20 protein-coding genes are annotated in these 21,901 nt (G+C 64.1%); 9 read left to right on the forward strand and 11 right to left on the reverse strand.

Annotation, left to right across the window (positions count from 1 at the left end; genetic code table 11):
* Nucleotides 1-74: 74 nt before the first annotated feature.
* The gene (locus tag ACFOJ9_RS32805) at nucleotides 75-785 is read left to right on the forward strand and encodes a DUF805 domain-containing protein (RefSeq protein ID WP_378985385.1); all 711 of its coding nucleotides are present in this window, start codon (nucleotides 75-77) and stop codon (nucleotides 783-785) included.
* Nucleotides 786-852: 67 nt separating this feature from the next.
* Here the strand turns inward: ACFOJ9_RS32805 and leuB are convergent, their stop codons facing one another.
* The 5 genes from leuB to leuD form a co-directional block, all read right to left on the reverse strand.
* The gene (gene leuB, locus ACFOJ9_RS32810; RefSeq protein WP_378985387.1) at nucleotides 853-1,956 is read right to left on the reverse strand and encodes a 3-isopropylmalate dehydrogenase; all 1,104 of its coding nucleotides are present in this window, start codon (nucleotides 1,954-1,956) and stop codon (nucleotides 853-855) included.
* A 281-nt stretch (nucleotides 1,957-2,237) separates the two neighbouring features.
* Nucleotides 2,238-2,588, reverse strand: coding sequence for a VOC family protein (locus ACFOJ9_RS32815; RefSeq protein WP_136622027.1), 351 nt, complete (start codon nucleotides 2,586-2,588; stop codon nucleotides 2,238-2,240).
* Nucleotides 2,589-2,602: 14 nt separating this feature from the next.
* Nucleotides 2,603-2,986, reverse strand: a complete 384-nt coding sequence (locus ACFOJ9_RS32820) for a RidA family protein (RefSeq protein ID WP_378985390.1) — start codon at nucleotides 2,984-2,986, stop codon at nucleotides 2,603-2,605.
* A gap of 313 nt (nucleotides 2,987-3,299) precedes the next feature.
* On the reverse strand, nucleotides 3,300-4,229 hold the full coding sequence (locus ACFOJ9_RS32825) for a hypothetical protein (protein ID WP_378985392.1): 930 nt from the start codon (nucleotides 4,227-4,229) through the stop codon (nucleotides 3,300-3,302).
* A gap of 61 nt (nucleotides 4,230-4,290) precedes the next feature.
* Nucleotides 4,291-4,896 (reverse strand): 3-isopropylmalate dehydratase small subunit, encoded by a 606-nt coding sequence (leuD, locus tag ACFOJ9_RS32830; protein ID WP_378985394.1) that lies wholly within the window; start codon nucleotides 4,894-4,896, stop codon nucleotides 4,291-4,293.
* A 213-nt stretch (nucleotides 4,897-5,109) separates the two neighbouring features.
* On the opposite strand from leuD, the gene ACFOJ9_RS32835 reads away from it, so the two are divergent.
* The gene (locus tag ACFOJ9_RS32835) at nucleotides 5,110-5,535 is read left to right on the forward strand and encodes a GNAT family N-acetyltransferase (RefSeq protein ID WP_378985396.1); all 426 of its coding nucleotides are present in this window, start codon (nucleotides 5,110-5,112) and stop codon (nucleotides 5,533-5,535) included.
* 229 nt (nucleotides 5,536-5,764) lie between these two features.
* On the opposite strand, the gene ACFOJ9_RS32840 is transcribed toward ACFOJ9_RS32835, so the two are convergent.
* From ACFOJ9_RS32840 to ACFOJ9_RS32855, 4 genes are read right to left on the reverse strand one after another with little or no spacing between them, the layout of a single operon-like run.
* Entirely contained in the window at nucleotides 5,765-6,931 is a 1,167-nt protein-coding gene (locus tag ACFOJ9_RS32840) for an NAD(P)/FAD-dependent oxidoreductase (protein WP_378985398.1), read from the reverse strand.
* 39 nt (nucleotides 6,932-6,970) lie between these two features.
* The gene (locus ACFOJ9_RS32845) at nucleotides 6,971-8,572 is read right to left on the reverse strand and encodes an ATP-binding protein (protein WP_378985400.1); all 1,602 of its coding nucleotides are present in this window, start codon (nucleotides 8,570-8,572) and stop codon (nucleotides 6,971-6,973) included.
* The gene (locus ACFOJ9_RS32850) at nucleotides 8,563-9,255 is read right to left on the reverse strand and encodes a response regulator (protein WP_378985402.1); all 693 of its coding nucleotides are present in this window, start codon (nucleotides 9,253-9,255) and stop codon (nucleotides 8,563-8,565) included. The genes ACFOJ9_RS32845 and ACFOJ9_RS32850 overlap by 10 nt, the downstream gene beginning before the upstream one ends.
* 3 nt (nucleotides 9,256-9,258) lie before the next feature.
* Nucleotides 9,259-10,800, reverse strand: coding sequence for a DUF4153 domain-containing protein (locus ACFOJ9_RS32855; RefSeq protein WP_378985404.1), 1,542 nt, complete (start codon nucleotides 10,798-10,800; stop codon nucleotides 9,259-9,261).
* Nucleotides 10,801-11,319: 519 nt separating this feature from the next.
* Between ACFOJ9_RS32855 and ACFOJ9_RS32860 the strand changes: the two genes are divergently transcribed.
* The 3 genes from ACFOJ9_RS32860 to ACFOJ9_RS32870 all read left to right on the forward strand — a co-directional run bounded on the left by ACFOJ9_RS32860 (nucleotide 11,320) and on the right by ACFOJ9_RS32870 (nucleotide 13,912).
* A complete protein-coding gene (locus ACFOJ9_RS32860) occupies nucleotides 11,320-12,612 on the forward strand; it encodes an IS4 family transposase (RefSeq protein WP_378979481.1) in 1,293 nt (430 codons plus the stop codon).
* 150 nt (nucleotides 12,613-12,762) lie between these two features.
* The gene (locus ACFOJ9_RS32865) at nucleotides 12,763-13,656 is read left to right on the forward strand and encodes an HpcH/HpaI aldolase/citrate lyase family protein (protein ID WP_378985406.1); all 894 of its coding nucleotides are present in this window, start codon (nucleotides 12,763-12,765) and stop codon (nucleotides 13,654-13,656) included.
* A 49-nt stretch (nucleotides 13,657-13,705) separates the two neighbouring features.
* A complete protein-coding gene (locus tag ACFOJ9_RS32870; protein WP_378985408.1) occupies nucleotides 13,706-13,912 on the forward strand; it encodes a DUF1737 domain-containing protein in 207 nt (68 codons plus the stop codon).
* On the opposite strand, the gene ACFOJ9_RS32875 is transcribed toward ACFOJ9_RS32870, so the two are convergent.
* Nucleotides 13,899-14,585 (reverse strand): hypothetical protein, encoded by a 687-nt coding sequence (locus ACFOJ9_RS32875; RefSeq protein ID WP_378985410.1) that lies wholly within the window; start codon nucleotides 14,583-14,585, stop codon nucleotides 13,899-13,901. The genes ACFOJ9_RS32870 and ACFOJ9_RS32875 overlap by 14 nt on opposite strands.
* 169 nt (nucleotides 14,586-14,754) lie before the next feature.
* Between ACFOJ9_RS32875 and ACFOJ9_RS32880 the strand changes: the two genes are divergently transcribed.
* Entirely contained in the window at nucleotides 14,755-15,438 is a 684-nt protein-coding gene (locus ACFOJ9_RS32880; protein WP_378985412.1) for a TetR/AcrR family transcriptional regulator, read from the forward strand.
* 34 nt (nucleotides 15,439-15,472) lie between these two features.
* Here the strand turns inward: ACFOJ9_RS32880 and ACFOJ9_RS32885 are convergent, their stop codons facing one another.
* A complete protein-coding gene (locus ACFOJ9_RS32885; RefSeq protein ID WP_023763026.1) occupies nucleotides 15,473-15,895 on the reverse strand; it encodes a metallopeptidase family protein in 423 nt (140 codons plus the stop codon).
* Between the two features lie 182 nt (nucleotides 15,896-16,077).
* Between ACFOJ9_RS32885 and ACFOJ9_RS32890 the strand changes: the two genes are divergently transcribed.
* From ACFOJ9_RS32890 to ACFOJ9_RS32900, 3 genes are read left to right on the forward strand one after another with little or no spacing between them, the layout of a single operon-like run.
* Entirely contained in the window at nucleotides 16,078-17,106 is a 1,029-nt protein-coding gene (locus ACFOJ9_RS32890) for an ImuA family protein (protein ID WP_378985414.1), read from the forward strand.
* A complete protein-coding gene (locus ACFOJ9_RS32895; protein ID WP_378985416.1) occupies nucleotides 17,048-18,526 on the forward strand; it encodes a DUF6504 family protein in 1,479 nt (492 codons plus the stop codon). Before ACFOJ9_RS32890 ends, ACFOJ9_RS32895 begins: the two co-directional genes overlap by 59 nt.
* A complete protein-coding gene (locus ACFOJ9_RS32900; RefSeq protein WP_378985418.1) occupies nucleotides 18,523-21,876 on the forward strand; it encodes an error-prone DNA polymerase in 3,354 nt (1,117 codons plus the stop codon). The genes ACFOJ9_RS32895 and ACFOJ9_RS32900 overlap by 4 nt, the downstream gene beginning before the upstream one ends.
* Nucleotides 21,877-21,901 lie beyond the last annotated feature (25 nt).

Below are 21,901 nucleotides of genomic sequence, written 5' to 3' on the forward strand. Positions count from 1 at the left end.
ATGCCGCCCGATATTGCCCATCGGCTCGGCCCTGTGCCACACCTTCGGCAGGGACGTGGCGAGCGGGGTGGCAAATGCGCGGCGAAGTGCTTCACTATGACGAGGACCAGGGTTTCGGCTTCATCACCGGAGCCGACGGCAACCGTTACACCTTCACCCGCGAAAACCTGCGCCGGCAAACCGCCATGCCCAACGGCACGGCCGTCGAGTTCCAGCCGGGCGGTGGCCAGGCGCGCGATGTCTTTTCGATCGCCGCTCCGACTGCCCCTCCGGCCGCCGTCGACCCCAGCATCAAGGCCGCTCCGGCCCAGGCCAGCATTTCGCCCGCGGCGGCGCCTCTTGCGCAGCATTTCGGTCGGTCTTCCGAGACCGCCGAACCCAGCGATCTCTGGGGCTATTTCTGGCGTGGCGTGACGCAAAACTATTTCAATTTCGCCGGCCGCGCCCGCCGCAAGGAGTATTGGGGCTACTGCCTGTTCTGGACGGTTTGCCTGCTGATTATCGGCGGCATCGGCCTGTTCACCGATATGGATATGGGTGGTTTCGACAGCGAGGTCTCGGGGGCGGTAACGATTGGGCTGTGCGGCACCTTCCTGCTGGCGACAATTCTTCCCAGCCTCGGCATGATCGTGCGCCGGCTGCACGACATCGGCCTGTCAGGTTGGCTCTGCCTGCTGATCCTGATCCCGACCATCGGCAGCCTGATCATCCTCGTCTTCGCGCTGATCCCGACGCAGGTCAGGGAAAACCAGTGGGGTCCGGTACCGGCAGGCGTCAGGGTTTGACAGCCCCAGGCCGTTTCAGCGTCGCGGACCATTTCGGTCGTCGCCTGGCGGATGATGACCGCCGCGATCAGCCCAGGAACCTGGCGATGATCGCATCGCCCATCTCAACGGTGCCGACCTCGGTCATGCCGGGGGAGAAAATATCCTTGGTGCGCAGGCCTGCGTCGAGCACGGCGGCGATCGCGCCTTCGACACGGTCGGCTTCATCGACCATGCCGAAGGAATAGCGCAGGCACATGGCGAAGGAGGCGATCATGGCGATTGGGTTGGCGATGCCCTTGCCGGCAATGTCGGGCGCCGAGCCGTGCACCGGCTCGTAGAGCGCCTTGCGCTTCTTGGTCCTCACGTCAGGCGCGCCGAGCGAGGCCGACGGTAGCATGCCGATCGAGCCGGTCAGCATGGCGGCAATGTCGGACAGCATGTCGCCGAACAGATTGTCGGTGACGATGACGTCGAACTGCTTTGGCCAGCGCACCAGCTGCATGCCGCCGGCATCGGCCAGCATGTGGTCGAGCTTGACGTCGGAATAGCGCGCCTTGTGGGTCTGGGTGACGACCTCGTTCCACAGCACGCCCGACTTCATCACATTGCGCTTTTCCATCGAGGTGACGTGGTTCTTGCGCGTGCGTGCCAGCTCGAAGGCGACGCCCGAAATGCGCTCGATCTCGAACGTGTCGTAGACCTGCGTGTCGATGCCGCGCTTCTGGCCGTTGCCGAGATCGATGATCTGTTTCGGCTCGCCGAAATAGACGCCGCCGGTCAACTCGCGCACGATGAGGATGTCGAGACCCTCGACCACCTCCTGCTTGAGCGAGGAGGACGCCGCCAGCGCCGGATAGCAGATGGCCGGGCGAAGATTGGCGAACAGTTCCATATCCTTGCGCAGCCGCAGCAGGCCTGCTTCAGGGCGCACCTCGTAGGGCACCGCGTCCCATTTCGGACCGCCGACGGCGCCAAACAGCACCGCGTCGGCCGCCATCGCCTTGTCCATGTCGGCATCGGAAATCGCCGCGCCATGCGCGTCATAGGCACAGCCGCCGACCAGACCGTCCTCGGTGGCAAAACCGCTGCCGAGCTTGTCGTTCATGGCTGATATCAGTTTCTTGACCTCGGCCATGGCCTCCGGACCGATGCCGTCGCCGGGGAGCAGGAAAAGATGCTTCGTTGCCATGGAGAAACCGTCCTGGAAAGAATTGAACCGCGGCCTTGCTAAACGCCAAGCGAGTTGCATGCAAGGGGACGAGCGCCGAGATCCTTCACACCTCCCTCTGCCCTGCCGGGCATCTTCCCCGCAAGGGGGGAGATCGAATGTTACTTCGGGTTTCGCCAATCGCCGGCGTTGGAAGAAGGGCGGGACGACGAAACTGCCAATCTCCCCCCTTGCGGGGGAGATGTCCGGCAGGACAGAGGGGGGTGCTGTCCCATAAGCGTCGGAAGAGCTCTGTGGCCTGCCTACCGATGCGAGAGAATGTTGACCAGCCGGCCGAACGGATCGCGGACATAGAAGCGCCGCACGCCCCACGGTTCGTCAGCCGGTCCGTATTCGATGGCGAAGCCGGCGGTCTTCATGGCATCGAGCGCCGCATCGACATCATCGACCTCGATCGAGAGATCCGGTACCGGCGTGCCCGAGCCGCCTTGCGCCATGAAGCTGACCTGGACATCCATCTTTGCCTGCGAGCCGTAGGTGGCGATCCAGCCAAGGTCCATCAGCACATCGAGGCCGAGTACGTCCTGATAGAAGCGCTTCGCCGCCGCGACATCCGATGTCTCGATGTTGGCAACGATGCGCCGGACTTTCATCGTCGGCCCGCCTTTCATGTCGTGCGCCGCAGCGCGGTGACTTCGATCTCGATCTTCATTTCCGGTCTGTTGAGCTGGCAGACGATCATCGTCGCCGCCGGCCTGATGTCGCCGAAGGTCTCGCCGAGGATCGGGAAGACGATGTCCACGAAGGCTTCATCAGTGATGTAGTAATGCGCCCGCACCACGTCAGCCATCTCGAAGCCGCCGTCATGAAGCGCCTTGCCGATCGTCGCCAGGCAATTGCGCGTCTGCGCCTCGACCGTCTCCGGCATCGTCATCGTCGCATAGTCGTAGCCGGTCGTGCCGGAGACGAAACACCAGTCGCCCTGCACCACGGCACGCGAATAGCCGGCGGTCTTTTCGAAGGGGGAACCGGTGGAGATCAGTTTTCGCATGGGTGTCCTCGCAGGATTATGGTGGCCATCTTGCAGGGAAGGTGTTGATCCGGCCATGGGCCAACGCAGGTGGATTGGCGGTGCAAACCTTTTTGAAACTAGCGGGGCAGCACCCCCCTCTGGCCTGCCGGCCATCTCCCCCGCAAGGAGGGAGATCGGATGTCACCCCGGCCTTCGCCAATATCCCAACGGTGAAGGAAGCCGCAGGGCGTTGAGGCCGCCAATCTCCCCCCTTGCGGGGGAGATGCCCGGCAGGGCAGAGGGGGGTGTGAAGGATCGCGGCGGAATAGTTTTGTTCACCGCCCACAAAATCCTAGTTTGCCGACCCCAGCGCCTTGTCCAGCGCCTCCTTCACGTCGGCCGGCCACGTCGCCATCGCCGGCCAGGCGTTCGGCTGGCCACTCTCGCCGCGGCGGGCGAAATAGAGCTTGTGCTTGGCCGGGTCGACCGCCATGAAACCGTCATTGCCGCCGCATGCGTGCGGCACGCAGCCGCTGGCGTAGAAGGCGCCCGAAGCGGTCTTTTCCGTGCCGCCGCCGACCAGCAGGCTGGTCGCCATGTCGGGCATGTCCTTGCCGAGAAGCTTCTGCGCTTCCTTGTAGACGGCCTCGTTGTGGAAGGCGTCGATGATGTTCTGGTACTTTTCCGGATCGATGTCTTTCCAGTCGGTGCCGGGTTCCGGCATGTAGGTCAGGTTGCCCGAAATCGTCAGCCCATCGGTCGGCGACCACTGCAAAGCCGGCTTCTGATCTCCCGGCAACAGATAGGGCACGAAATAGATGGCGTTGTCGGACACTGCCGAGGGCGGCGCGCCGCACTGGTCCTGCTCGACTGTCGTGCTCTGGATGGTGTCGCCTTCCGGCTTCCAGACGATCACCGTTGCCGGCCCGCATTGGTTGCCGCCGTCGCCGACATCGAACAGCGCCACCTTGACGCCGCCGACTTCCACTATTCTGTCGAAGAAGACGTCATAGTTGGTGGCCAGCTGCTGGCCGTCATAGGCAAGCACCTTCTCGCCGTATTGTTCCTTCTGGGTGATCGTCAGCGTGCCGCCCTCGAAGGGTACAGGCGCCTGCTTATCGTCATCGGAAGCGTCGGCGGCGTCTGTCCCCTGGTCGGTGGCCGGCTTTTCGGCCGCAGGTGCAGGCTGCGCGGCGGGCGTCTGCGTCTGGGCATGGCTCAAAGCGGCAGTCATCAGAAGAAACGCCAGCCCGCAGGCGCCGGCAAGAAGCGAACGAGTCATGACTGTCCTCCACTCAGTCGCCACGAACCCGGCCGGCAGCAGCCGGGTCAAATCGTACCACTCAGGCCCAGGGGCGCTGTTCGGCGTTGCGCTTCTCGAACGAAGCGATGGCGCCGGCCTTCTCCATGGTCAGGCCAATATCGTCGAGGCCGTTCAAGAGGCAGTGGCGCTTGAAGTCGTCGAGGTCGAATGTGACCACGCCGCCATCCGGTCCGCGGATTTCCTTGGCCTCGAGATCGACGGACACTGTGGCGTTTGAGCCGCGTGAGGCGTCGTCCATCAGCTTCTCGAGATCCTCGGCGCTGACGGTGATCGGCAGGATGCCGTTCTTGAAGCAGTTGTTGTAGAAAATGTCGGCGAACGAGGTTGAGATGACGCAGCGAATGCCGAAGTCGAGCAGCGCCCACGGCGCGTGCTCTCTGCTTGAGCCGCAGCCGAAATTGTCGCCGGCGACCAGGATCTGTGCCTTGCGGTAGGCCGGCTTGTTGAGCACGAAATCCGGGTTTTCCGAACCGTCGTCCTTGTAGCGCATTTCGGCGAACAGGCCGGTACCGAGCCCGGTGCGCTTGATCGTCTTCAGATAATCCTTGGGGATGATCATGTCGGTGTCGACATTGACGATCGGCATCGGAGCGGCGACGCCGGTGAGCTTGGTGAACTTTTCCATGGCTTTTGCCCGTGTTTTCGTTGCGGGAGGATTGCTGAGGCACCGTTTACACAAAGCCGGCGGCAAATAAAAGGCAACTGTTTGTGCATGGTGGCCCAAGCCATGATGCATGTCGCCCAGAAGTGGCCCCGGTTTTGGGAAGACGGCATGCATTAAAACAAGAAGCGCAAAACCGGCTTCGAATTTGCCTCCCGATGGTGCAGTCTGGCGGCCATGACAGAAAACGCTCACGTCCTCTATGCACGCGAACCAGCACTCGACGTCGCCGAATTTTGCCGCGTGCTGGTCGAATCCGGCCTCGGCGAGACACGGCCCGTCGATGACGACATCAGGCTGCAGGCGATGCTATCGGGCGCCAATCTGGTGCTGACCGCGCGTCTCGACGTCGAAGGCAAGCCGCTGATCGGCGTTATCAGGGCGATGACCGACTTTGCCTGGGTCTGCTACATCTCCGAACTCGCCGTTTCCCAATCGGCGCAGGGGCTCGGCATCGGCAAGGGCCTGATGGACGAGGCGCGCCGGCAACTCGGTCCGTCCGTCGCCATCAGCCTGATCTCCATGCCCGACGCCGTCGGCTTCTACGAACGCATCGGCATGAAGCGCATGGCCGACGCCTTTTGGTTTGGCCGCAAGAGCTGAATGCGTTTGACTTGCAACAGTCGGCGGGACAGCACCCCCCTCTGTCCTGCCGGACATCTCCCCCGCAAGGGGGGAGATTGAGCGCTCAACTGTTTCGCCAACCTCAAGCGTTGCAGGATGAGCGGTGCGCCGAAGCTGCCGATCTCCCTCCTTGCGGGGGAGATGGCCGGCAGGCCAGAGGGGGGTGGGCGGGAACTCGGCAGAACTACGGTCTGCGCTGCCGCCCCCCTCAAATCACATTCAATTCCCGAAACGCCCGTCCTTCCGCGACGCGGCTGTAGCCAAACGCCGAACAATCCACCGTGCGGTAGCCGCCATGGACGATCAGCTCGGCCAGCGCCTTGCCGACCGCCGGCGCCTGCTGCAGGCCGTGGCCGGAGAATCCGTTGGCGAACAGGAAATTCCCGACCTGCGGATGCGGGCCGATCACCGCGTTCTGGTCGAGCGTGTTGTAGTCGTAATGCCCGGCCCAGGCGCGCGTCGGCTTGATCGCCTCGAAAGCTGGAATGCGGGTCGCCAGCACCGGCCAGATCACCTCTTCGAACAGCGGCCAGTCGACCTCGAAATCCCCGGGCGCGGCCGGACCGTCGCCCTCTTCCGGCTCGGCGCCGCCGGTGAGGTAGACCGAGCCTTCCGGGCGCACATAGATGCCGGAGGGATCGACCAGCAGCGGCATGTCGGCATATTTCTCGCGCGCCTCGAAAACGAAGACGTTGCGCTTGCGCGGTTCGACCGGCAGCGCCAGCCCGGCAAGCGCCGCGACCTTGCCGGCATTCGGCCCGGCGGCGTTGATGACGATGCCGGCTTCCAGCTTGTCGCCATTGTCGAGGCTGACGCTGGTAACCCGGTCGCCCTGCCGCTCGATGCCGGTGACATCAGCGGTGATGAAATCGATCTTCTTCTGCCGCAGCGTCTTGCGGAACAGCATCAGCATTGCATGCGCGTCGAACCAACCCTCGCCGCTACGGCCATAGGCGCCGGCGGTGATGCCCTCGGGCGACAGCCACGGGAACCGGCGCACCAACTGATCCGCGTCTTCCAGCACGATGTCGGCGCCCTCGGCCATCTGCGCCTCGTGATTGCTCTTGAGGATCGGTAAGCCGTCCTCGCCGGCAAGGATGAGATAGCCGCCTTCGCGAAAGCCGATATCGGCGTCGGCGCCGAACTCTTCCTTCAGCCGCCGGAACAGCTTTAGCGTGAACTGCGACAGGCGGATGTTTTCCGGGATCGAGAATTGCTGGCGGATCGAGGCCATCGACAGCGTCGTTGCCGCATGCGCGAATTGCGGATCGCGCTCGACCAGCGCGATCGAACCGGAAAACCCTTCCTCGCGCAGATAATAGGCGACCGAGGAGCCGACGATGGCCCCGCCGATGATGACGATGTCGTAGCGCACGCTTTTATGCCCTTTCCGATTCACGCCGCAGACCGGGAGTCACGCGGCCGGCAAAATGATCTCGAAGCGCGTGCCGCGTTCGGAGTCAACCAGCGCTATCATACCATCATGCGCTTTCAGGAGGGCCAGCACGATGCCGAGGCCCATGCCGGTGCCGCCGGTAGAGCGCCGCGTGGTGAAGAACGGTTCGAAAATGCGCGCCCGGTTGCTCGGCGAAATGCCGGCACCGTCGTCGTTCACCAGCACCGTCGCCTTGCCGCTGGCACTTGCGGCAGTGATTGAAACCAGCGTCGCGCCGTGCCGCGCCGAATTGTCGATGAGATTGGCAAGCACGATTGCCGCGTTCTCGGCCGATATGCGCAGGCCCATATCGCCGCCCGCCTCGACGCGGACCGCCAGCCTGGTGTCGGCGGGCAGCAGCGCCAGCACAGCATTGATCGAGGTGTTTTCGCCGCTGGGTGCAAGATTTTCGGCCTTCGCCAGATCGAGCAGCCGCCGCACCAGCAGGTTGAGCCGTCCCGCATCGGTGACGATATTGTTGGAGAAGCGCCGCCGCTCTTCATCATCCATCGCCGCGCCGGAATCACGCAGCAGTTCCGCGGCGCCCTGGATCGCCGTCAGCGGTGATTTGAGTTCGTGCGAGACATGGGTGGCAAAGGTCTGGATTGAGTCCGAGCGCGCCTGCAGCTTTTCGGCCATGTCGAGGAAGGCGGCGGAAAGCTCCGCCATCTCTCGAGTGCCGTGGTGATCGAGCGGTCGGATCGCCGCGCGATCGCCGGCGGCGATACGCTCCGTGCGGTCGATCAGCGCATAGATCGGGCGGCTGACGGTGCGCAGGAAGACGAGGCCGATGAGCAGCGTGCCGCCGAGGATGGCGATGGCCGCCAACGTCACCTTGCCGCGTTCGCCATAGAGATGTTTGATGATGTTGTTGGGCGTCCGCGATACATAAACGACGCCGGCGACCTTGCCGTCGACGGCCACCGGCAAGGCGGCGAAGACACGCACCTTGGTGCCGCGGCTGACCGAATAAAGCGGCGGCGCCGGCTGGTCGCGGATACGCAGCCTGAGTGCGCTGGCATAGCGGCCGGCAAGCGCGGCGCGCACCTCCTCGACCTCGCCGAGCGACTGCCCGACCTCGCCACGACCGGCGATGACGACGCCCCGGGGGTCGAGCAGCCGGAAGCCGGCCAGCGTGGTTTTCTGCGTGGCGTCGAGAATGCCGGCCAGGCGCGCGCCGATCGCGGAGAAAGCGGGATCGGCGGCGGCTGATATCGCCGCCGGCCGGGTGGGCAGGACGTAGTCCGAAGCGAGATCGAGTTGCGGCTCGATCGGCCTGTACAGCGGGTCAGGATTGACGCTTCGGCTTGAATCCCCGCTTGGCCCTGGCATCGGCGCGCCGAGTTTTTCCGGCGGGATGCCGGCGTCGCGCACATCCTGCGCATAGATGGCGGCGATGGCCGCTCCTTGCGCGATCAGCTCCGCCTCGGTCTGGCGGATCAACTGGTTCTCGTAGAGCCGGAAGAAGAACAGGCCTACCAGCGGCAGGGCCATCACCATGACCAGGATGGCGACGACGACCGTGGCGAGACGAGGCCGCCATTTGCGGCCGATCCATTTGCTGGAGGCCGTCAGCCGCATCGGCCAAGCCGGAAGCCGACGCCATGCACGGTCTCGATAACATCCAGGCAACCCACCGCTGCCAGCTTGGCGCGGATGTTGCGGATATGGCTGTCGACGGTGCGGCCGGCGACATGGATGTTTGCGGCATAGGCGCTGGCCATCACCGCGTCACGGTCGAGCACATGCGCGGGCCGCGCCAGAAATCCTTTCAGGATCGAGAACTCTATCCCCGTCAAGGCAAGCGGATTGCCGTCGAAACTGGCGGCATGGCTCGCCGGCGCCATAGCCAATTTGCCGTGCGAAAACTGCCTGTCGTCGGCCGGTTCGGGCGCCGCCGGGCGGGCGCGCCGCAGGATGACGTTGACGCGGGCGACCAGTTCGCGCGGACTGAACGGTTTCGTCACATAGTCGTCGCCGCCCATTTCGAGGCCCAGCACCCGATCGATTTCTTCATCCCGCGCGGACAGGAACAGCACCGGCACATCGGATGTGTGCCGCAGCCGCCGGCAGACTTCCAGCCCGTCCATCTCCGGCATGCCGATGTCGAGCACGACCAGGTCAGGTGTGCGCCGTCCGATCGCTTGCAGGGCGGCGGCGCCATCGGCCACCCCCGTCGTTTTCATGCCGGCCTTCTCCAGCGCAAAGCAGATCACCTCGCGGATATGCGGGTCATCGTCGGCGACGAGGATGTGATGCGGCATGGATCAGCGGCCCGGCATGGAAGGTTCGGTACGGTCAGGAACCACGAACGGCCCCCTGGTGTCGAGATATCCGAGCAGCCGCCAGTCGCGAAAGCTCCAGGCCCGCCAGTTCTGCTGGAGGGTGCGATACCAGCCTTCGTCGCTGCCGCGCAACCCGACGAGTTCGCGCAAGACCGGATCGTTGGCGGCGGCCGTCCGGCTCTGATGCTCGAGGAAGCGATCGAGCGCCGGAAACGCGCCCGGGCCGAGCGAGCGCAGATACCAGGCGTCGAGGGAAATGCCCTGGCCGGTCATTTCGAAGGAATGGTCGACATTGTAATTGGCAATCAGCGCGGCGAAATTGATGAAACAGCCGGCATAAAGCGTCAGAGATAACGTCAGAAGATTGGCGGACAGCAGCCATTCGTTGGATTTTCCCAGCGCGATGCGGGCGATGATCAGGGCAAGGCCCGATGCCACCAGCCCCATCCAGACGAAGGCGGCGACCCGCCAGTAGGTCAGCGCATAAATGCCGATATAGAGGTCGAGCCGCAGGATCGACGAGATGACCAGCATGATGTTCTGCGCCACCCAGGCATAGACGAGCCGGCGGATGAGCGGATCGGCCGAGGTCTCGCTTCCCGGCCGCAGCGCTGCCAGCACGAAGCCGGCGGCAAGCAGCGCGGTTACGATCAGGGGATAAGCGCCGCGATGCGCATAGGCGGCGTAGCTGAGCCCGTCGGGAAGCGCCACCCCGCCCCATAGGTAGGTGGCGTCGAGCGCCGTCTGCAGCGCAAGCAGGATGTTGAAGACGATCAGGGCGCGAAGGATGGCTGCCTTGCCGAACAGGATATCCTCGATGGTGGTGACGGTCTTCTCGGCTTGAGCGCTGACGGCCGCCGCGCGCGGGATGCGGCGAGCCAGGCGCGGCAGGCGTGGCCGCAGAAAGGCCCAGACACCGGCGAGCACGAACAGCCAGAAGGCAATCCGCGCGAACTGGATGAGATCGAGCAGCTTCAGAAGGTCGAGCAGCGACAGCCAGTAATCGATGACCGGGTTGGCGGCGCCGAACAGCGCTAGGAAGACCGCGCTCAGCGTCAGCGGCATCACCCAGACGGCGATCGCCGCCAAGCGAACGCGGCGCCGGCCGAAGCGGCGCGCCGTCTTGCGCCAGCGGATGAAATCGTTGGCGAAGCGGAACGGCGCCGCCAGCCCGAACAGCACGATCTGCCCGGCAATACGCGCAATGCTGTGCCGCAGCCGTCCGCTCAGCGAAATCGCGAAGACGACCAGCGCCGCCAGCGCAATCGACACCGACACGGCACTGACATTTTCCGCCAGCGGCAGCAGCGCGACAAGCAGCCCGGCGGGCTTGAGCCAGACCCTGCCGTCGCTGAAGGCCGCCGGGTGCACGGCGACAACCGCGGCGGCAATCAGGAGGGCGAACAGGAAAACCGTGATGCCGGCGGGCTGGCCATAAAACAGAAAATCCGCCAGCCCGATCAGCAGGATGCCGACACCGAAGCGGCTGCAATAGCTCGGTGCGGCGGAGAACAACGCTGTCATGACCGGGCTTTCCTGATGGCTTTCAGCCGCATTGCCGGCGGGCTCTTGCGGACAAAGGGGATGAGGATCGCCGCGGGATTCGCGCGCGGCGGATCGGCCAGCCACCAGCCTTCGCTGCGCAGCCGATGAGGCAGACGGGGTGTCGCTCGCTTTTGCATGCCGCCTGTCTCGCAGGCCGGCAGGGAAACGATACGGCGGATGCGAGGAGGTTTTCCGTAGGTGTGTGCAGTTTTTGTGCAGGACCTGCGCCTGAGGCGCTGTCCGCCATCCTTTCCGGACGTTGGCGCTGCCCCAGCCAAGCTCCCTTCCTCTCCCCCGATCGACGCTAGGGCATATACATATCTCGGTGCGGCGGATTGACTCGCCTTGGCTGGGTCGGATTCCGCGAATGCCTGAGGTATGATTTTTTCTGCGACGGTCTGATTTGCAAGGATTGTCGCCGATGTCGTGCCCGTCGTGGTCATTAGGTTTGTTTGGAGATCGCCGCCTCGATAAAGGGGGGCGTCGCTGCTCCAAGGCATGGTGCTGCGCGAAACGGTGTGCTTGCGCCAGCTTTCTGGCGGCAACCATTCCGAGGAGATCCGCTATGGGCGCTTTCTCGGCAATGATGCGGTGACGGTCGAGCGGGTGATTGAAGGCTGGAGCCAACCGACGCGGGTTGCAGTGGACGGCCGGCATGTTTTGGCGCTGCAAGACACCAGCGAGATCAGATTCCCAACGACGCAGGACAACCGGCGCGATCTTGGCAGGATCAAGAAGGGCAATTGCTGGGGCATGCTGCTGCATCCGATGCTCGCCCTTGATGCCGAGCGCGGTTCTTGCCTTGGTCTTGTGGGCGGGCGGGTTTGGACACGGGGCGATGAAGAGCTGCCACCGCACGCTGATCGCTCGTTGAGCGAGAAGGAATCGTGCCGCTGGGTCGAAACCGCGCAAGCGGCCAAGCCAGTGCTGGCCCGGGCCCGTATGGTCACTTTCATCGCCGATCGTGAGAGTGACTTTTATATGATGTGGGCGCGTGTGCCGGATGGCTCTTTCCACGTGCTGACACGCGTCATGCATGACCGCGCACTGCTTTCGGGCACAACGCTGCGCCGTGCCGTGCAGGAGGTGGCGTTCAGTGACACCCAGGTGATCGAGCTGCGCGAACGGGCCGACCGCCCGGCGCGTCGAGCCGAGCTTTGCTTGCGCTTTGGCGAAGCCACGATCCGGCGGCCGGGCAACCTGCGCGAGGCCAACCTGCCCAAAGGCGTGACGCTGCGCTGGGTCGAAGTCATCGAGACGGCTGCGCCCGCCGACGTGGAGCCGCTTCACTGGCTGCTGCTGACCACCCATGCGGTGGCCACACCCTCCCAGGCCTGGCAGATCGTCGACTGGTACAAGCAGCGCTGGGTCATCGAGCAGTTCTTCCGGGTGATGAAGAGCCAAGGCTTGAAGATCGAAGACAGCCAGCTGCAATCGGCCGCGCGCTTGGAAAAGCTCGTCGCCATCGCCGCCAAGGCCGCCATCATCGTCATGCAGCTCGTGCAGGCCCGCAATGGCCAAGGCGATCAACAGGCGAGCCTCGCCTTCACGTCCAACGAGATCGATACGCTCTCGGCGATCGAGACACGCTTCAAGGGCAAGACGCGGCTGCAATCCAATCCCTACCCCAAAAACTCACTCGCATGGGCGGCCTGGATCATCGCAAGGCTCGGCGGCTGGAACGGTTATGCCTCCTCAAGGCCACCAGGCCCTATCACCTTCTACAACGGCTTGGCCTACTTCCGTGCCTGTGCCGATGGTTGGGCCTTGCGAGATGTGTATATGCCCTAGCCGATCGACGGGGGAGAGGAAGGGCCGCCTTCCGCAACTGCTGCGGAGGACGGACGGGCAGGCAGGGGGCAGCACAAGCTTCGCGGTTGGCTCGTATCAGGTACCGGCCTTCCGCTTGCCTCGACCAACCACACGCGGCATAGATCAGGCATGACCGAAACCTATCGCCCACGCCGCTCCGTGCTCTACATCCCGGCCTCCAACGACAAGGCGCTGGCCAAGATCGCGTCGCTCACCTGCGATGCCGTCATCATCGACCTCGAGGATGCCGTCGCCCCGCCCGACAAGATCGTCGCGCGCGAAAAACTGGCCGGGATTTTCGCCAACCGCCCAGTTGCCAACCATATTGGCCGCCGCTGCGAGATGGTTGTGCGCATCAATGCGCTGGCGAGCGAATGGGGCGCCGACGACCTGCTGGCCGCCGCAAGCTGCGAGCCCGACGGCATCCTGTTGCCCAAGGTCGACACGCCGCGCGACCTGCTCGAGGCCGGCGATGTGCTCGACGACAATTTTGCCCCCGACGGCGTGAAACTATGGGCGATGATCGAGACGCCCAAGGCGCTGCTCAACATCGGCGCCATCGCCGAATTGGGCCGCGACCAGGCCTCTCGCCTAGTTTGTTTCGTTGCCGGAACGAATGATCTGATCAAAGAGGCCGGCGTGCTGGCGACGCCTGACCGGCGCTATCTCGTGCCATGGCTAATGCAGATGGTGCTGGCCGCGCGTGCCGGCGGCATCGACATGCTCGACGGCGTCTCCAATGATTTTCGCGACCTCGAAGCCTTCGCCCATGAATGCACGGAGGCGGCCGCCATGGGGTTCGACGGCAAGAGCCTCATCCACCCTGCCCAGATCGAAGCCGCGAACCGTGCCTTCGCGCCGTCGCCCGAGGCATTGGCCGAGGCGCGCTCGGTGAATGATACCTTCGCGCTGCCGGAGAATGCCGGCAAGGGCGTGATCGCGCTGAACGGCAAGATGGTCGAGCGGCTGCACCTGGCGCAGGCCGAAAAACTGCTGGCGAAGGCCGCCGCCATCGGCGCATGATATCAACCCTATGCTCGCGGGCTATGGCTACTCACGACAGGACTGAAAAATGAAACTCTACCGCTTTCTGTCCGCTCCGGACGATGCCAGCTTCTGCCACAAGGTGACGGCGGCGCTGAACAATGGCTGGCACCTGTTCGGCTCACCGACCTATGCCTACGACAAGAAGGCCAAGACCATGCGCTGCGGCCAGGCCGTCGTGAAGGATATCGACGGTCAGGAATACGGGCCCGACACCAAGCTCAGCGACTGGTAATCGGCGCTCGCATCCACAGCCACCCGGCCAGCCAGGCTATCGCTGCCGCAAGCGTCACCAGGCCCAGGTCGAGAGCCCACTCCGGCACGAACGCACGGAGCGCGATAGGCACCGCGCCAATGAAATAAAGGGCGAGCGGAATGCGCGGCACGCCTCTTGCCACGACAAGAGAGATTACAAACGCCAGCGTCCCAAGCAGAAAAAGAACCGAACTGACGACCAGAGCCAGTCCGAGAGGGCCGGCGCGCAGGTCAATGATGGTTGTCAGCGGAAGTTTCGAAAATACGAGATTGATCACCACTTCCACACCGACCAAACTTGCCAGTGCAACGAAGTTGATGACAAACGCCATCGTGCCGAAGAGGCCCGCGCGCCGGCCAAAAGCGAGAAACAGGCCGACGACAAGACCAAGCGCCAATATCTCGGCGACTGGCGCGAGAAGTTGCGTCAGATCGGTGGTCGCGATGAGCGAGCTGCGTTTGGCCGCGTTAACCAGAAGAATAAGCGCGCTTCCCACCCCGGCGACGGCGGCAAGCCGATAAAGCGTGACGCTGGGCACAGCCGCGCTCGATTGGACAATCGTGGAATTCTCCTCGTGCTGAAGTTCTTCGGCTGAACTCCTCAGCGAAATGAGCGATTGCGGACGGCGGGGTTCGGCGGTTCTGGCGAGCATGTTCGTCTCCTCATCTGGGAAAACGGGAGCCGCGAAGACCGCAGGCCTGTTCCGATCCCATCTGTAATCACTGCTTACATGCTCTTGCCTGCATTGTAAACACTGATTACATAAATCGCGGATCGTGCTAGAGACGCGTGAAGCAGCTCTACGGAACGAAGGAGAAGAGATGGCAAACGCCAAGACGCCTCACCGCACCGGCTACCACCATGGCAATTTGCGGGACACGTTGATCGATGCTGCAATTCAACTTGTCGAGGAAGGCGGCCCCGACAATGTGAGCGTGCGCGAAGCCGCAAAGCGGGCCGGCGTTTCCCCCGGCGCCCCCTTCCGGCATTTTCAATCGAAAGCAGCGCTGCTGACCGCGGTCGCCGAACAGGCCATGAACCGGCTGACAGAGGCCGTTGCCAATGCACTTTCAGCAGTCGACAGCGCGGATCCCATCGTGGCCTTCGAAGCAATCGGACAAGGCTATCTGGAATGGGCGATTGCCAATCCCACGCATTTCCAGATCATCAGTTCCCGAACGCTGATTGATTTCGACGGGTCGGACAGTCTTCGCGGTCAGAATGAGGCCATTCGCCGGAAGATGATCGACCTGCTGACCCAGGCGCAACACCAGGGTCGGCTGGCTGCGAACGCGGATTTCGATCATCTGGTTCTTGCCGCTCGTGCATTTGTCTATGGGTTGGCACGAATGGTGGTTGATGGTCATTTTCCGCAGTGGCATCCGTCCGAGCCGCCATCGCTCGCCGTACAGAAGGCGCTGCATCTTTTCATCAGCCGGATGACCAACCTATCCGAAGCGAAGTCTCAGAAGCCCTTGCCGCCGCTGAGTTCTGGACCGACTTGATAGGAATGGACAGTTCACGCGGCGTAGGAATCAGTTACTCGGCCGCCTCTTCGATCTTCTCCATATCATCGTCCGACAGCCCAAAATGGTGGCCGATCTCGTGGATCAGCACGTGGGTGACGATGTCGCCTAGCGTCTCCTCGTTCTCGGACCAGTAGTCGAGGATAGCGCGGCGGTAGAGCGTGATGCGGTTCGGGCCCTCGCCGGTCTGCGGATTCCAGCGCTCGGCGATGCCGCGTCCTTCGAACAGGCCGAGCAGGTCGAAGGGCGTTTCCAGCGACAGGTCGTCCATGATCTCGTCGGTCGGAAACTCGGCGATCTGGATGACGATCTCGCCGGTCAGCTTGCGAAAATCTTCCGGCAGATGGGCGTACGCCTCCAGCGCCAGGAACTCCATTTCGTCCATCGAGGGCGAGAGTTCGTCGTGCCAGGTGCGGGTCTTGTAGATGCGGGCCATGCTTTGTCCTTTGATCCCGGCATATAGGCTTTCGCACCGGAATCGGCAAATGAACGGGCTGATGCGCCTGCACCATCCGGGCGGAGAGGAATAAATTCCCCATGAGTCTCCTTGACTCTTCCGGCTGCCTCTGGAATCTATAGGAACATAACAGGAACAATTGTGAGTGGAAGCTGACCGTCATGGCGATGACCGCCGTGGCGCGGGAGACTGTTTTTGCCCTGCGCCGCCAGATCGCGAAAATCGAGGGAACGCTGCCCGAGCGCCTGCAGGCGCCGGCTGCCGCGACCTCCGATGCTGACGTCAACGCCGATCTCACGATCGTCCGGCGCGGCATTGCCGCGGCGTTGCCGGATGCGTTCCTGCCCATCGGCGTCGGGCGCCTCGATGCCGCCCTGAGTGGTGGCCTGCCGAAGGCCGCCTTGAGCGAAATCCATGGCACGCAAACCCGCGATGCCGGGGCCGTCGCCGGTTTCGCCCTGTCGCTCACAAGCCTGATCCTCAAGCAAACGCCGGGGCTGCCGGTGCTGTGGATCGGCACCACGGAGATTTTTCGCGAGGCCGGCTTTCCCTATGCCAGGGGGCTTCATGCTTCCTTCGGCATCGAGCCGGAGCAATTGCTGTTTTCCGAAGCGCCAAAACTTGTCGATGCGCTGTGGGTCGCCGAGGAGGCGGCCCGGATGACGGCGCTCGCCGCGGTCATCCTGGAAATTCGCGGCAATCCGCAGCGGCTGGACCTGACCGCGACACGCCGGCTGCATGCAAGGGCGCAAGGTGCCGGCCGGCCGGTGTTCCTGCTGCGGCAGGCGGCCGGGCCCGAACCGACGGCCGCACCCGTCCGCCTCATCGTCGCCTCGGCGCCGGCAGCGCCGCGCGACACCATCGCCGGGCCACTCGCCGGCTCGATCGGCCGCCCGGCCTTCACCATCACCATCGGCAAGAGCCGCACGGCCCTGCCTGGACAATTCACACTGGAGTGGAACCCCGATGAACGCGCATTCGACGAAAGAACGGGCGAGGGAAGAGAGCGGGCAAAGAATCCTGTCCCTGTGGTTTCCCTATCTGGCAGTGGAAAGGATCCTGCGGCAGCGTCTGGGGCGATCCTGGCGTTCCCGGCCGTCGGATCATCTGCCGCCATCTCACCCACCGCTCGTGATCAGCCATCGCGACCGCAACGCGCAGCGCATCTCAGCCCTCGACGAGCGGGCTGAGGCGCTGCACCTGAAGCGCGACATGGGCATCGCCGATGCGCGCGCCATGCATCCGTCGATCGACGTCGTCGAGGCCGATCCGGAAGCCGACCGCCGCCTGCTCGAAGGCCTTGCCGACTGGTGCGACCGCTACACACCGCTGGCGGCGCTGGACGGGGCGGACGGCCTGTTTCTCGACGTCACCGGCTGCACCCATCTGTTCGGCGGCGAACGCGCCATGCTGGACGACATCCTGTCGCGCTTCTTCCACCAGGGGTTCGATGTCCGCGCCGGGCTTGCCGCGACACCGGGTGCTGCCTGGGCGGCGGCACGGTTTTGCGGCGACCGCATTGTCGATGGCGGCGAGGAGGAAGCGCTGCTCGCGCCCTTGCCGCTGGCCGCACTGCGCATCGAGCCTTCGACCCGCACCAGCCTGGAAAGCGTCGGCCTGCGCACGGCGGGCGCCGTCATGGCGGCACCGCGCGCGCCGCTCGCCCGCCGCTTCGGCGCCTTGCTGCTTTTGCGCCTCGACCAGGCGCTTGGCCGCCTCGACGAGGCCGTCTCGCCGCGCCTTCCCGTCGCGCCGCTTTCGGTCGAACGCCACCTCGCCGAACCCATTACCCTGACCGAGGACATCGAACGGCTGGTGGGCATGCTGGCGGCGACCTTGAAGGCCGACCTCGAGCGCCGCGGCGAGGGCGCCAGGACGCTGGCGCTGCTGCTCTTCCGCGTCGACGGCGCCGTCAGCCGCATCGCCATCGGCACTTCGCGGCCGATGCGCGAACCCCGGCTGATCCAGCGCTTGTTCCATGAAAGGCTGGCCGCGCTCGAACAGGATATCGATGCCGGCTATGGCTTCGATCTGGTGCGGCTTTCGGTGCTGACATCAGCTGCTTTCGACATGCAGCAGGCCGATCTTGCCGGCGAGGTGATCGACGACGGCGCCGATATCGCGCTGTTTGCCGACCGCATCCGCGCCAGGCTCGGCGAGGGCGCGGTTCTCAGGCCAGTTGCCGTCGAAAGCCATCTGCCGGAGCGCGCCGTCGCCACGATCCCCTTCACCGAAGCGCCGCGCCGGACCACGCCGCCGAAGAGGCCGGACAGGCTGCAGGCGCCGACGACCATCTTCCCGCCGGAACGGCCGATCCGGCTGTTCCGCTCGCCTGAACCCATCGATGTGCCGGCCACCGAAATGCCGGAGGGGCCGCCGCTGAACTTCCGCTGGCGGCGCGCGCTCTACCGCGTCACGCGGGCCGAAGGGCCGGAACGCATCGCCGCCGAATGGTGGCGGGAGGCGCCAAGCGACGAGGCTGCATCGACGCGCGACTACTTCCGCATCGAGGATGCCGACGGCCGCCGTTACTGGCTCTACCGGCAAGGCCTTTACGGCGGCGCCTCGCAGGTGCCGCCGCGCTGGTTCCTGCATGGGGTCTTCGCATGAACGCGCTGACCGTCATCCCTTATGCCGAGTTCGGCATCCAGTCGAATTTCTCCTTCCTGCGCGGTGCCTCCAAGCCGGAGGAACTGGTGGTCGCCGCCAAGCTCCTGGGCTTTTCCGCGATCGGGCTTGCCGACCGCAACACGGTGGCCGGCGTGGTACGCGCCTGGCAGCAGGCCAAGGTCGAGCACCTTTCCTATCATCCCGGCTGCCGGCTGGTTTTTGGCGACGGCACGCCGGACATTCTCGCCTATCCCAGGGACCGCAAGGGCTGGGGGCATCTGTGCCGCATGCTCACCCAAGCCAATCTGCGCGACGAGAGCGAAAAGGGCGCCACCCTTCTCCAGCGCAGCGACCTGCTCGAATGGGGGGATCTGATGTCGCTGGCGGTCCTGCCCGATCTGTCGGCGGGGGCGCAAGACAGCCTCGCTTTTCTTCGCCAGCTCAAGGACCGTTTCGGAAGAAATCTCCGTCTGGCCGTTTCACCTGACTATGCCGGCAATGACCGTTTCCGGATCGAGCAGGCAGCGGCGTTTGCCGAGAGTGCCGGCATTCCCCTGATGGCGACCAACGACGTTCTCTACCACACCGCCGAACGGCGCCCGCTACAGGACGTGCTGACCGCGATCCGCCTCAACACGCCTGTGGCCGAGGTCGGGCTGCAGCTGGCCGCCAATGCCGAGCGCCATCTGAAACCGCCAATGGAGATGGCGCGCCTGTTCCGCAGGCATCCGCAGGCGCTGGCCGAGACCTTGCACTTTGCGCAGGAGCTGACTTTCTCGCTGAGCGACCTCCAGTACAATTACCCCGACGAGCCGACGGAATCGGGCCTCGGGCCGCAGGCCGAGCTGGAACGGCTGGCGCGAGAAGGGGCGGCCGAGCGTTACCCGGCGGGTGTACCGGCTTCGGTGACAAAGCGGATCGCGGAAGAACTCGCTCTGATCGAACGTCTGAATTACGCCCGTTACTTCCTGACCGTCTACGACATCGTCAAGTTCGCCCGCAGCCAGGACATTCTCTGCCAGGGCCGCGGCTCGGCCGCCAACTCGATCGTCTGCTTCTGCATCGGCATCACCGAAGTCGGGCCGGAGAGGATCGACACGCTTTTCGAACGCTTCATTTCGGAGGAGAGGAACGAACCGCCTGATATCGACGTCGATTTCGAGCATGAGAAACGCGAGATCGTCATGCAGTACATCTACACGAAATACAGCGCCAAGCGCACCGCACTGGCAGCCGCCGTGATCAGCTATCGCGGTCGCTCGGCGCTGCGCGAAGTGTCGAAGGCGATGGGCTTGTCGGAAGACGTCCGGGGGTCATTGTCCGGTTCGATCTGGGGCTGGTCGACCTCGGAGCTCGGCGAGAAGGAAGCCCGCGCCGGCGGCCTCGACCGCACCGATCCGGTGTCGCGGCATATGATCGAACGCGCCAATGAGATCATGGGCTTTCCCCGCCATCTTTCGCAGCATGTCGGCGGCTTCGTCATCACCAGGGACCGGCTCGACGAGATCGTGCCCATCGTCAAGACGGCGATGGATGAGCGCAAGATGGTCGAATGGGACAAGGACGATCTCGACGCGGTGAAGATCCTCAAAGTGGACGTGCTGGCGCTCGGCATGCTGACCTGCCTCAAGCGCGCCTTCACCCTTCTTGAAAATCATTATCCCGATGCACGCGACAGATATGACCGGCCCTATGTGCTGGCCACGCTGCCGCCCGAGGACAAAAATGTCTATGACATGATCTGCCGCGCCGACACGCTCGGCGTCTTCCAGATCGAGTCGCGCGCCCAGATGTCGATGCTGCCGCGCCTTCAGCCGAAAACTTTTTATGACCTCGTCATCGAGGTGGCGATCGTGCGGCCGGGTCCGATCCAGGGCGACATGGTCCACCCCTATCTGCGCCGCCGGCAAGGTAAGGAAGAAGCCGAATACCCCAAGCCGGAGCTGAAAGAGATCCTCGGCAAGACGCTGGGCGTGCCGCTGTTCCAGGAACAGGCGATGAAGATCGCCATCGTTGCCGGCGGCTTCAGGCCCGGTGAGGCCGACGAATTGCGCCGCGCCATGGCCACCTTCAAGCGCACCGGTACCATCGGCAATTACCGCCAGCGCATGATCGACGGCATGGTCGGCAAAGGTTACGAAAAGGACTTCGCCGAGCGCTGCTTCAAGCAGATCGAGGGCTTTGGCGAATACGGCTTTCCCGAAAGCCACGCCGCTTCCTTCGCACTGCTCGTCTATGCCTCCTGCTGGTTCAAGACCTTCTATCCCGACGTGTTCTGCGCCGCGATCCTGAATTCGCAGCCGATGGGGTTTTATCAGCCGGCCCAGCTCGTTCGCGACGCGCGCGACCATGGCGTCGACATCCGCGAGGTCGACGTCAATTTCTCGGTCTGGGACTGCACGCTGGAGGAATCCCCGTTCGATCCGGCCCGCATCCTCGCGCGCCATGCCGACATGCGCGGCGTCATCGAGACAAATCACGCACTGCGGCTCGGTTTCAGGCAGATCAAGGGTCTGTCGGAAGAGCGCATGGACGCCTTCGTCGAGCGGCGCGGCTCAGGCTACGAGTCTGTGAGAGATGTCTGGCTGCGCTCCGGCCTCGATGTCGACGAGATCGAAAGGCTGGCACAGGCCGATACCTTCCGTTCGCTCGGCCTTGATCGTCGTGAAGCCTTGTGGGCGGTGCGTGCGCTCGACGGCAAGAGTGCCGCCGAAAGACTGCCGCTGTTCGACCAGCCGGCGCTCCGCCTGCGCGAACTCGAGCCCGAGACAAAGCTGCCGAAAATGCCGCTCGGAGAACATGTCATCCACGACTACCGCTCGCTCGGCCTGTCGCTGAAAGCGCACCCGGTCGCCTTCCTGCGCGAGCGGCTCGACCGCGCCGGCGTTACGCCCAATGCGAACCTGCCTTCGGTTCGCGACGGCAGGCGGGTCTCGGTAGCCGGCCTCGTGCTGGTGCGGCAGCGCCCCGGCAAGGGCAACGCCATCTTCCTGACGCTCGAGGACGACAAGGCGGTGGCCAACGTCATCTTCTGGCAAAGAACCTTCGACCGTTACCGGCCTGTTATCATGGGCGCGCGGTTCGTCCGGGTCACCGGGAAATTGCAGTCGGAATCGGATGTGGTCCACATCGTCGCCGAGAAGGTCGAGGATCTGACACCCTGGCTGACCGTGCTGCTGGAGAAGGTCAGCGAGGCCGCCCTGGCGGTTGTCGGTCCTCCGGAACGCTCTGCCAGGGCGCCCGATCGCTCCAGCCAAGCCGCGGCAGGGAACGCGCCGATCCGGCAGGATCTCGCTACGCTGTCGGAAGAGGCGGAACAGGTCATGCCCAAGGGGCGCAATTTTCAGTAGTGGCAAAAACTTCGATGTCGGCGGG

Source organism: Mesorhizobium cantuariense (assembly GCF_042647205.1).
Lineage (GTDB): Bacteria > Pseudomonadota > Alphaproteobacteria > Rhizobiales > Rhizobiaceae > Mesorhizobium > Mesorhizobium cantuariense.

What these genes read in the sequence shown, in the direction of transcription:
- ACFOJ9_RS32805 (WP_378985385.1), top strand. Translation starts at nt 75, where the DNA reads ATGCGCGGCGAAGTGCTTCACTATGACGAGGACCAGGGTTTCGGCTTC.
- leuB (WP_378985387.1), bottom strand. Translation starts at nt 1,956, where the DNA reads ATGGCAACGAAGCATCTTTTCCTGCTCCCCGGCGACGGCATCGGTCCG.
- ACFOJ9_RS32815 (WP_136622027.1), bottom strand. Translation starts at nt 2,588, where the DNA reads ATGAAAGTCCGGCGCATCGTTGCCAACATCGAGACATCGGATGTCGCG.
- ACFOJ9_RS32820 (WP_378985390.1), bottom strand. Translation starts at nt 2,986, where the DNA reads ATGCGAAAACTGATCTCCACCGGTTCCCCCTTCGAAAAGACCGCCGGC.
- ACFOJ9_RS32825 (WP_378985392.1), bottom strand. Translation starts at nt 4,229, where the DNA reads ATGACTCGTTCGCTTCTTGCCGGCGCCTGCGGGCTGGCGTTTCTTCTG.
- leuD (WP_378985394.1), bottom strand. Translation starts at nt 4,896, where the DNA reads ATGGAAAAGTTCACCAAGCTCACCGGCGTCGCCGCTCCGATGCCGATC.
- ACFOJ9_RS32835 (WP_378985396.1), top strand. Translation starts at nt 5,110, where the DNA reads ATGACAGAAAACGCTCACGTCCTCTATGCACGCGAACCAGCACTCGAC.
- ACFOJ9_RS32845 (WP_378985400.1), bottom strand. Translation starts at nt 8,572, where the DNA reads ATGCGGCTGACGGCCTCCAGCAAATGGATCGGCCGCAAATGGCGGCCT.
- ACFOJ9_RS32850 (WP_378985402.1), bottom strand. Translation starts at nt 9,255, where the DNA reads ATGCCGCATCACATCCTCGTCGCCGACGATGACCCGCATATCCGCGAG.
- ACFOJ9_RS32855 (WP_378985404.1), bottom strand. Translation starts at nt 10,800, where the DNA reads ATGACAGCGTTGTTCTCCGCCGCACCGAGCTATTGCAGCCGCTTCGGT.
- ACFOJ9_RS32860 (WP_378979481.1), top strand. Translation starts at nt 11,320, where the DNA reads ATGGTGCTGCGCGAAACGGTGTGCTTGCGCCAGCTTTCTGGCGGCAAC.
- ACFOJ9_RS32865 (WP_378985406.1), top strand. Translation starts at nt 12,763, where the DNA reads ATGACCGAAACCTATCGCCCACGCCGCTCCGTGCTCTACATCCCGGCC.
- ACFOJ9_RS32870 (WP_378985408.1), top strand. Translation starts at nt 13,706, where the DNA reads ATGAAACTCTACCGCTTTCTGTCCGCTCCGGACGATGCCAGCTTCTGC.
- ACFOJ9_RS32875 (WP_378985410.1), bottom strand. Translation starts at nt 14,585, where the DNA reads ATGCTCGCCAGAACCGCCGAACCCCGCCGTCCGCAATCGCTCATTTCG.
- ACFOJ9_RS32880 (WP_378985412.1), top strand. Translation starts at nt 14,755, where the DNA reads ATGGCAAACGCCAAGACGCCTCACCGCACCGGCTACCACCATGGCAAT.
- ACFOJ9_RS32885 (WP_023763026.1), bottom strand. Translation starts at nt 15,895, where the DNA reads ATGGCCCGCATCTACAAGACCCGCACCTGGCACGACGAACTCTCGCCC.
- ACFOJ9_RS32890 (WP_378985414.1), top strand. Translation starts at nt 16,078, where the DNA reads ATGGCGATGACCGCCGTGGCGCGGGAGACTGTTTTTGCCCTGCGCCGC.
- ACFOJ9_RS32900 (WP_378985418.1), top strand. Translation starts at nt 18,523, where the DNA reads ATGAACGCGCTGACCGTCATCCCTTATGCCGAGTTCGGCATCCAGTCG.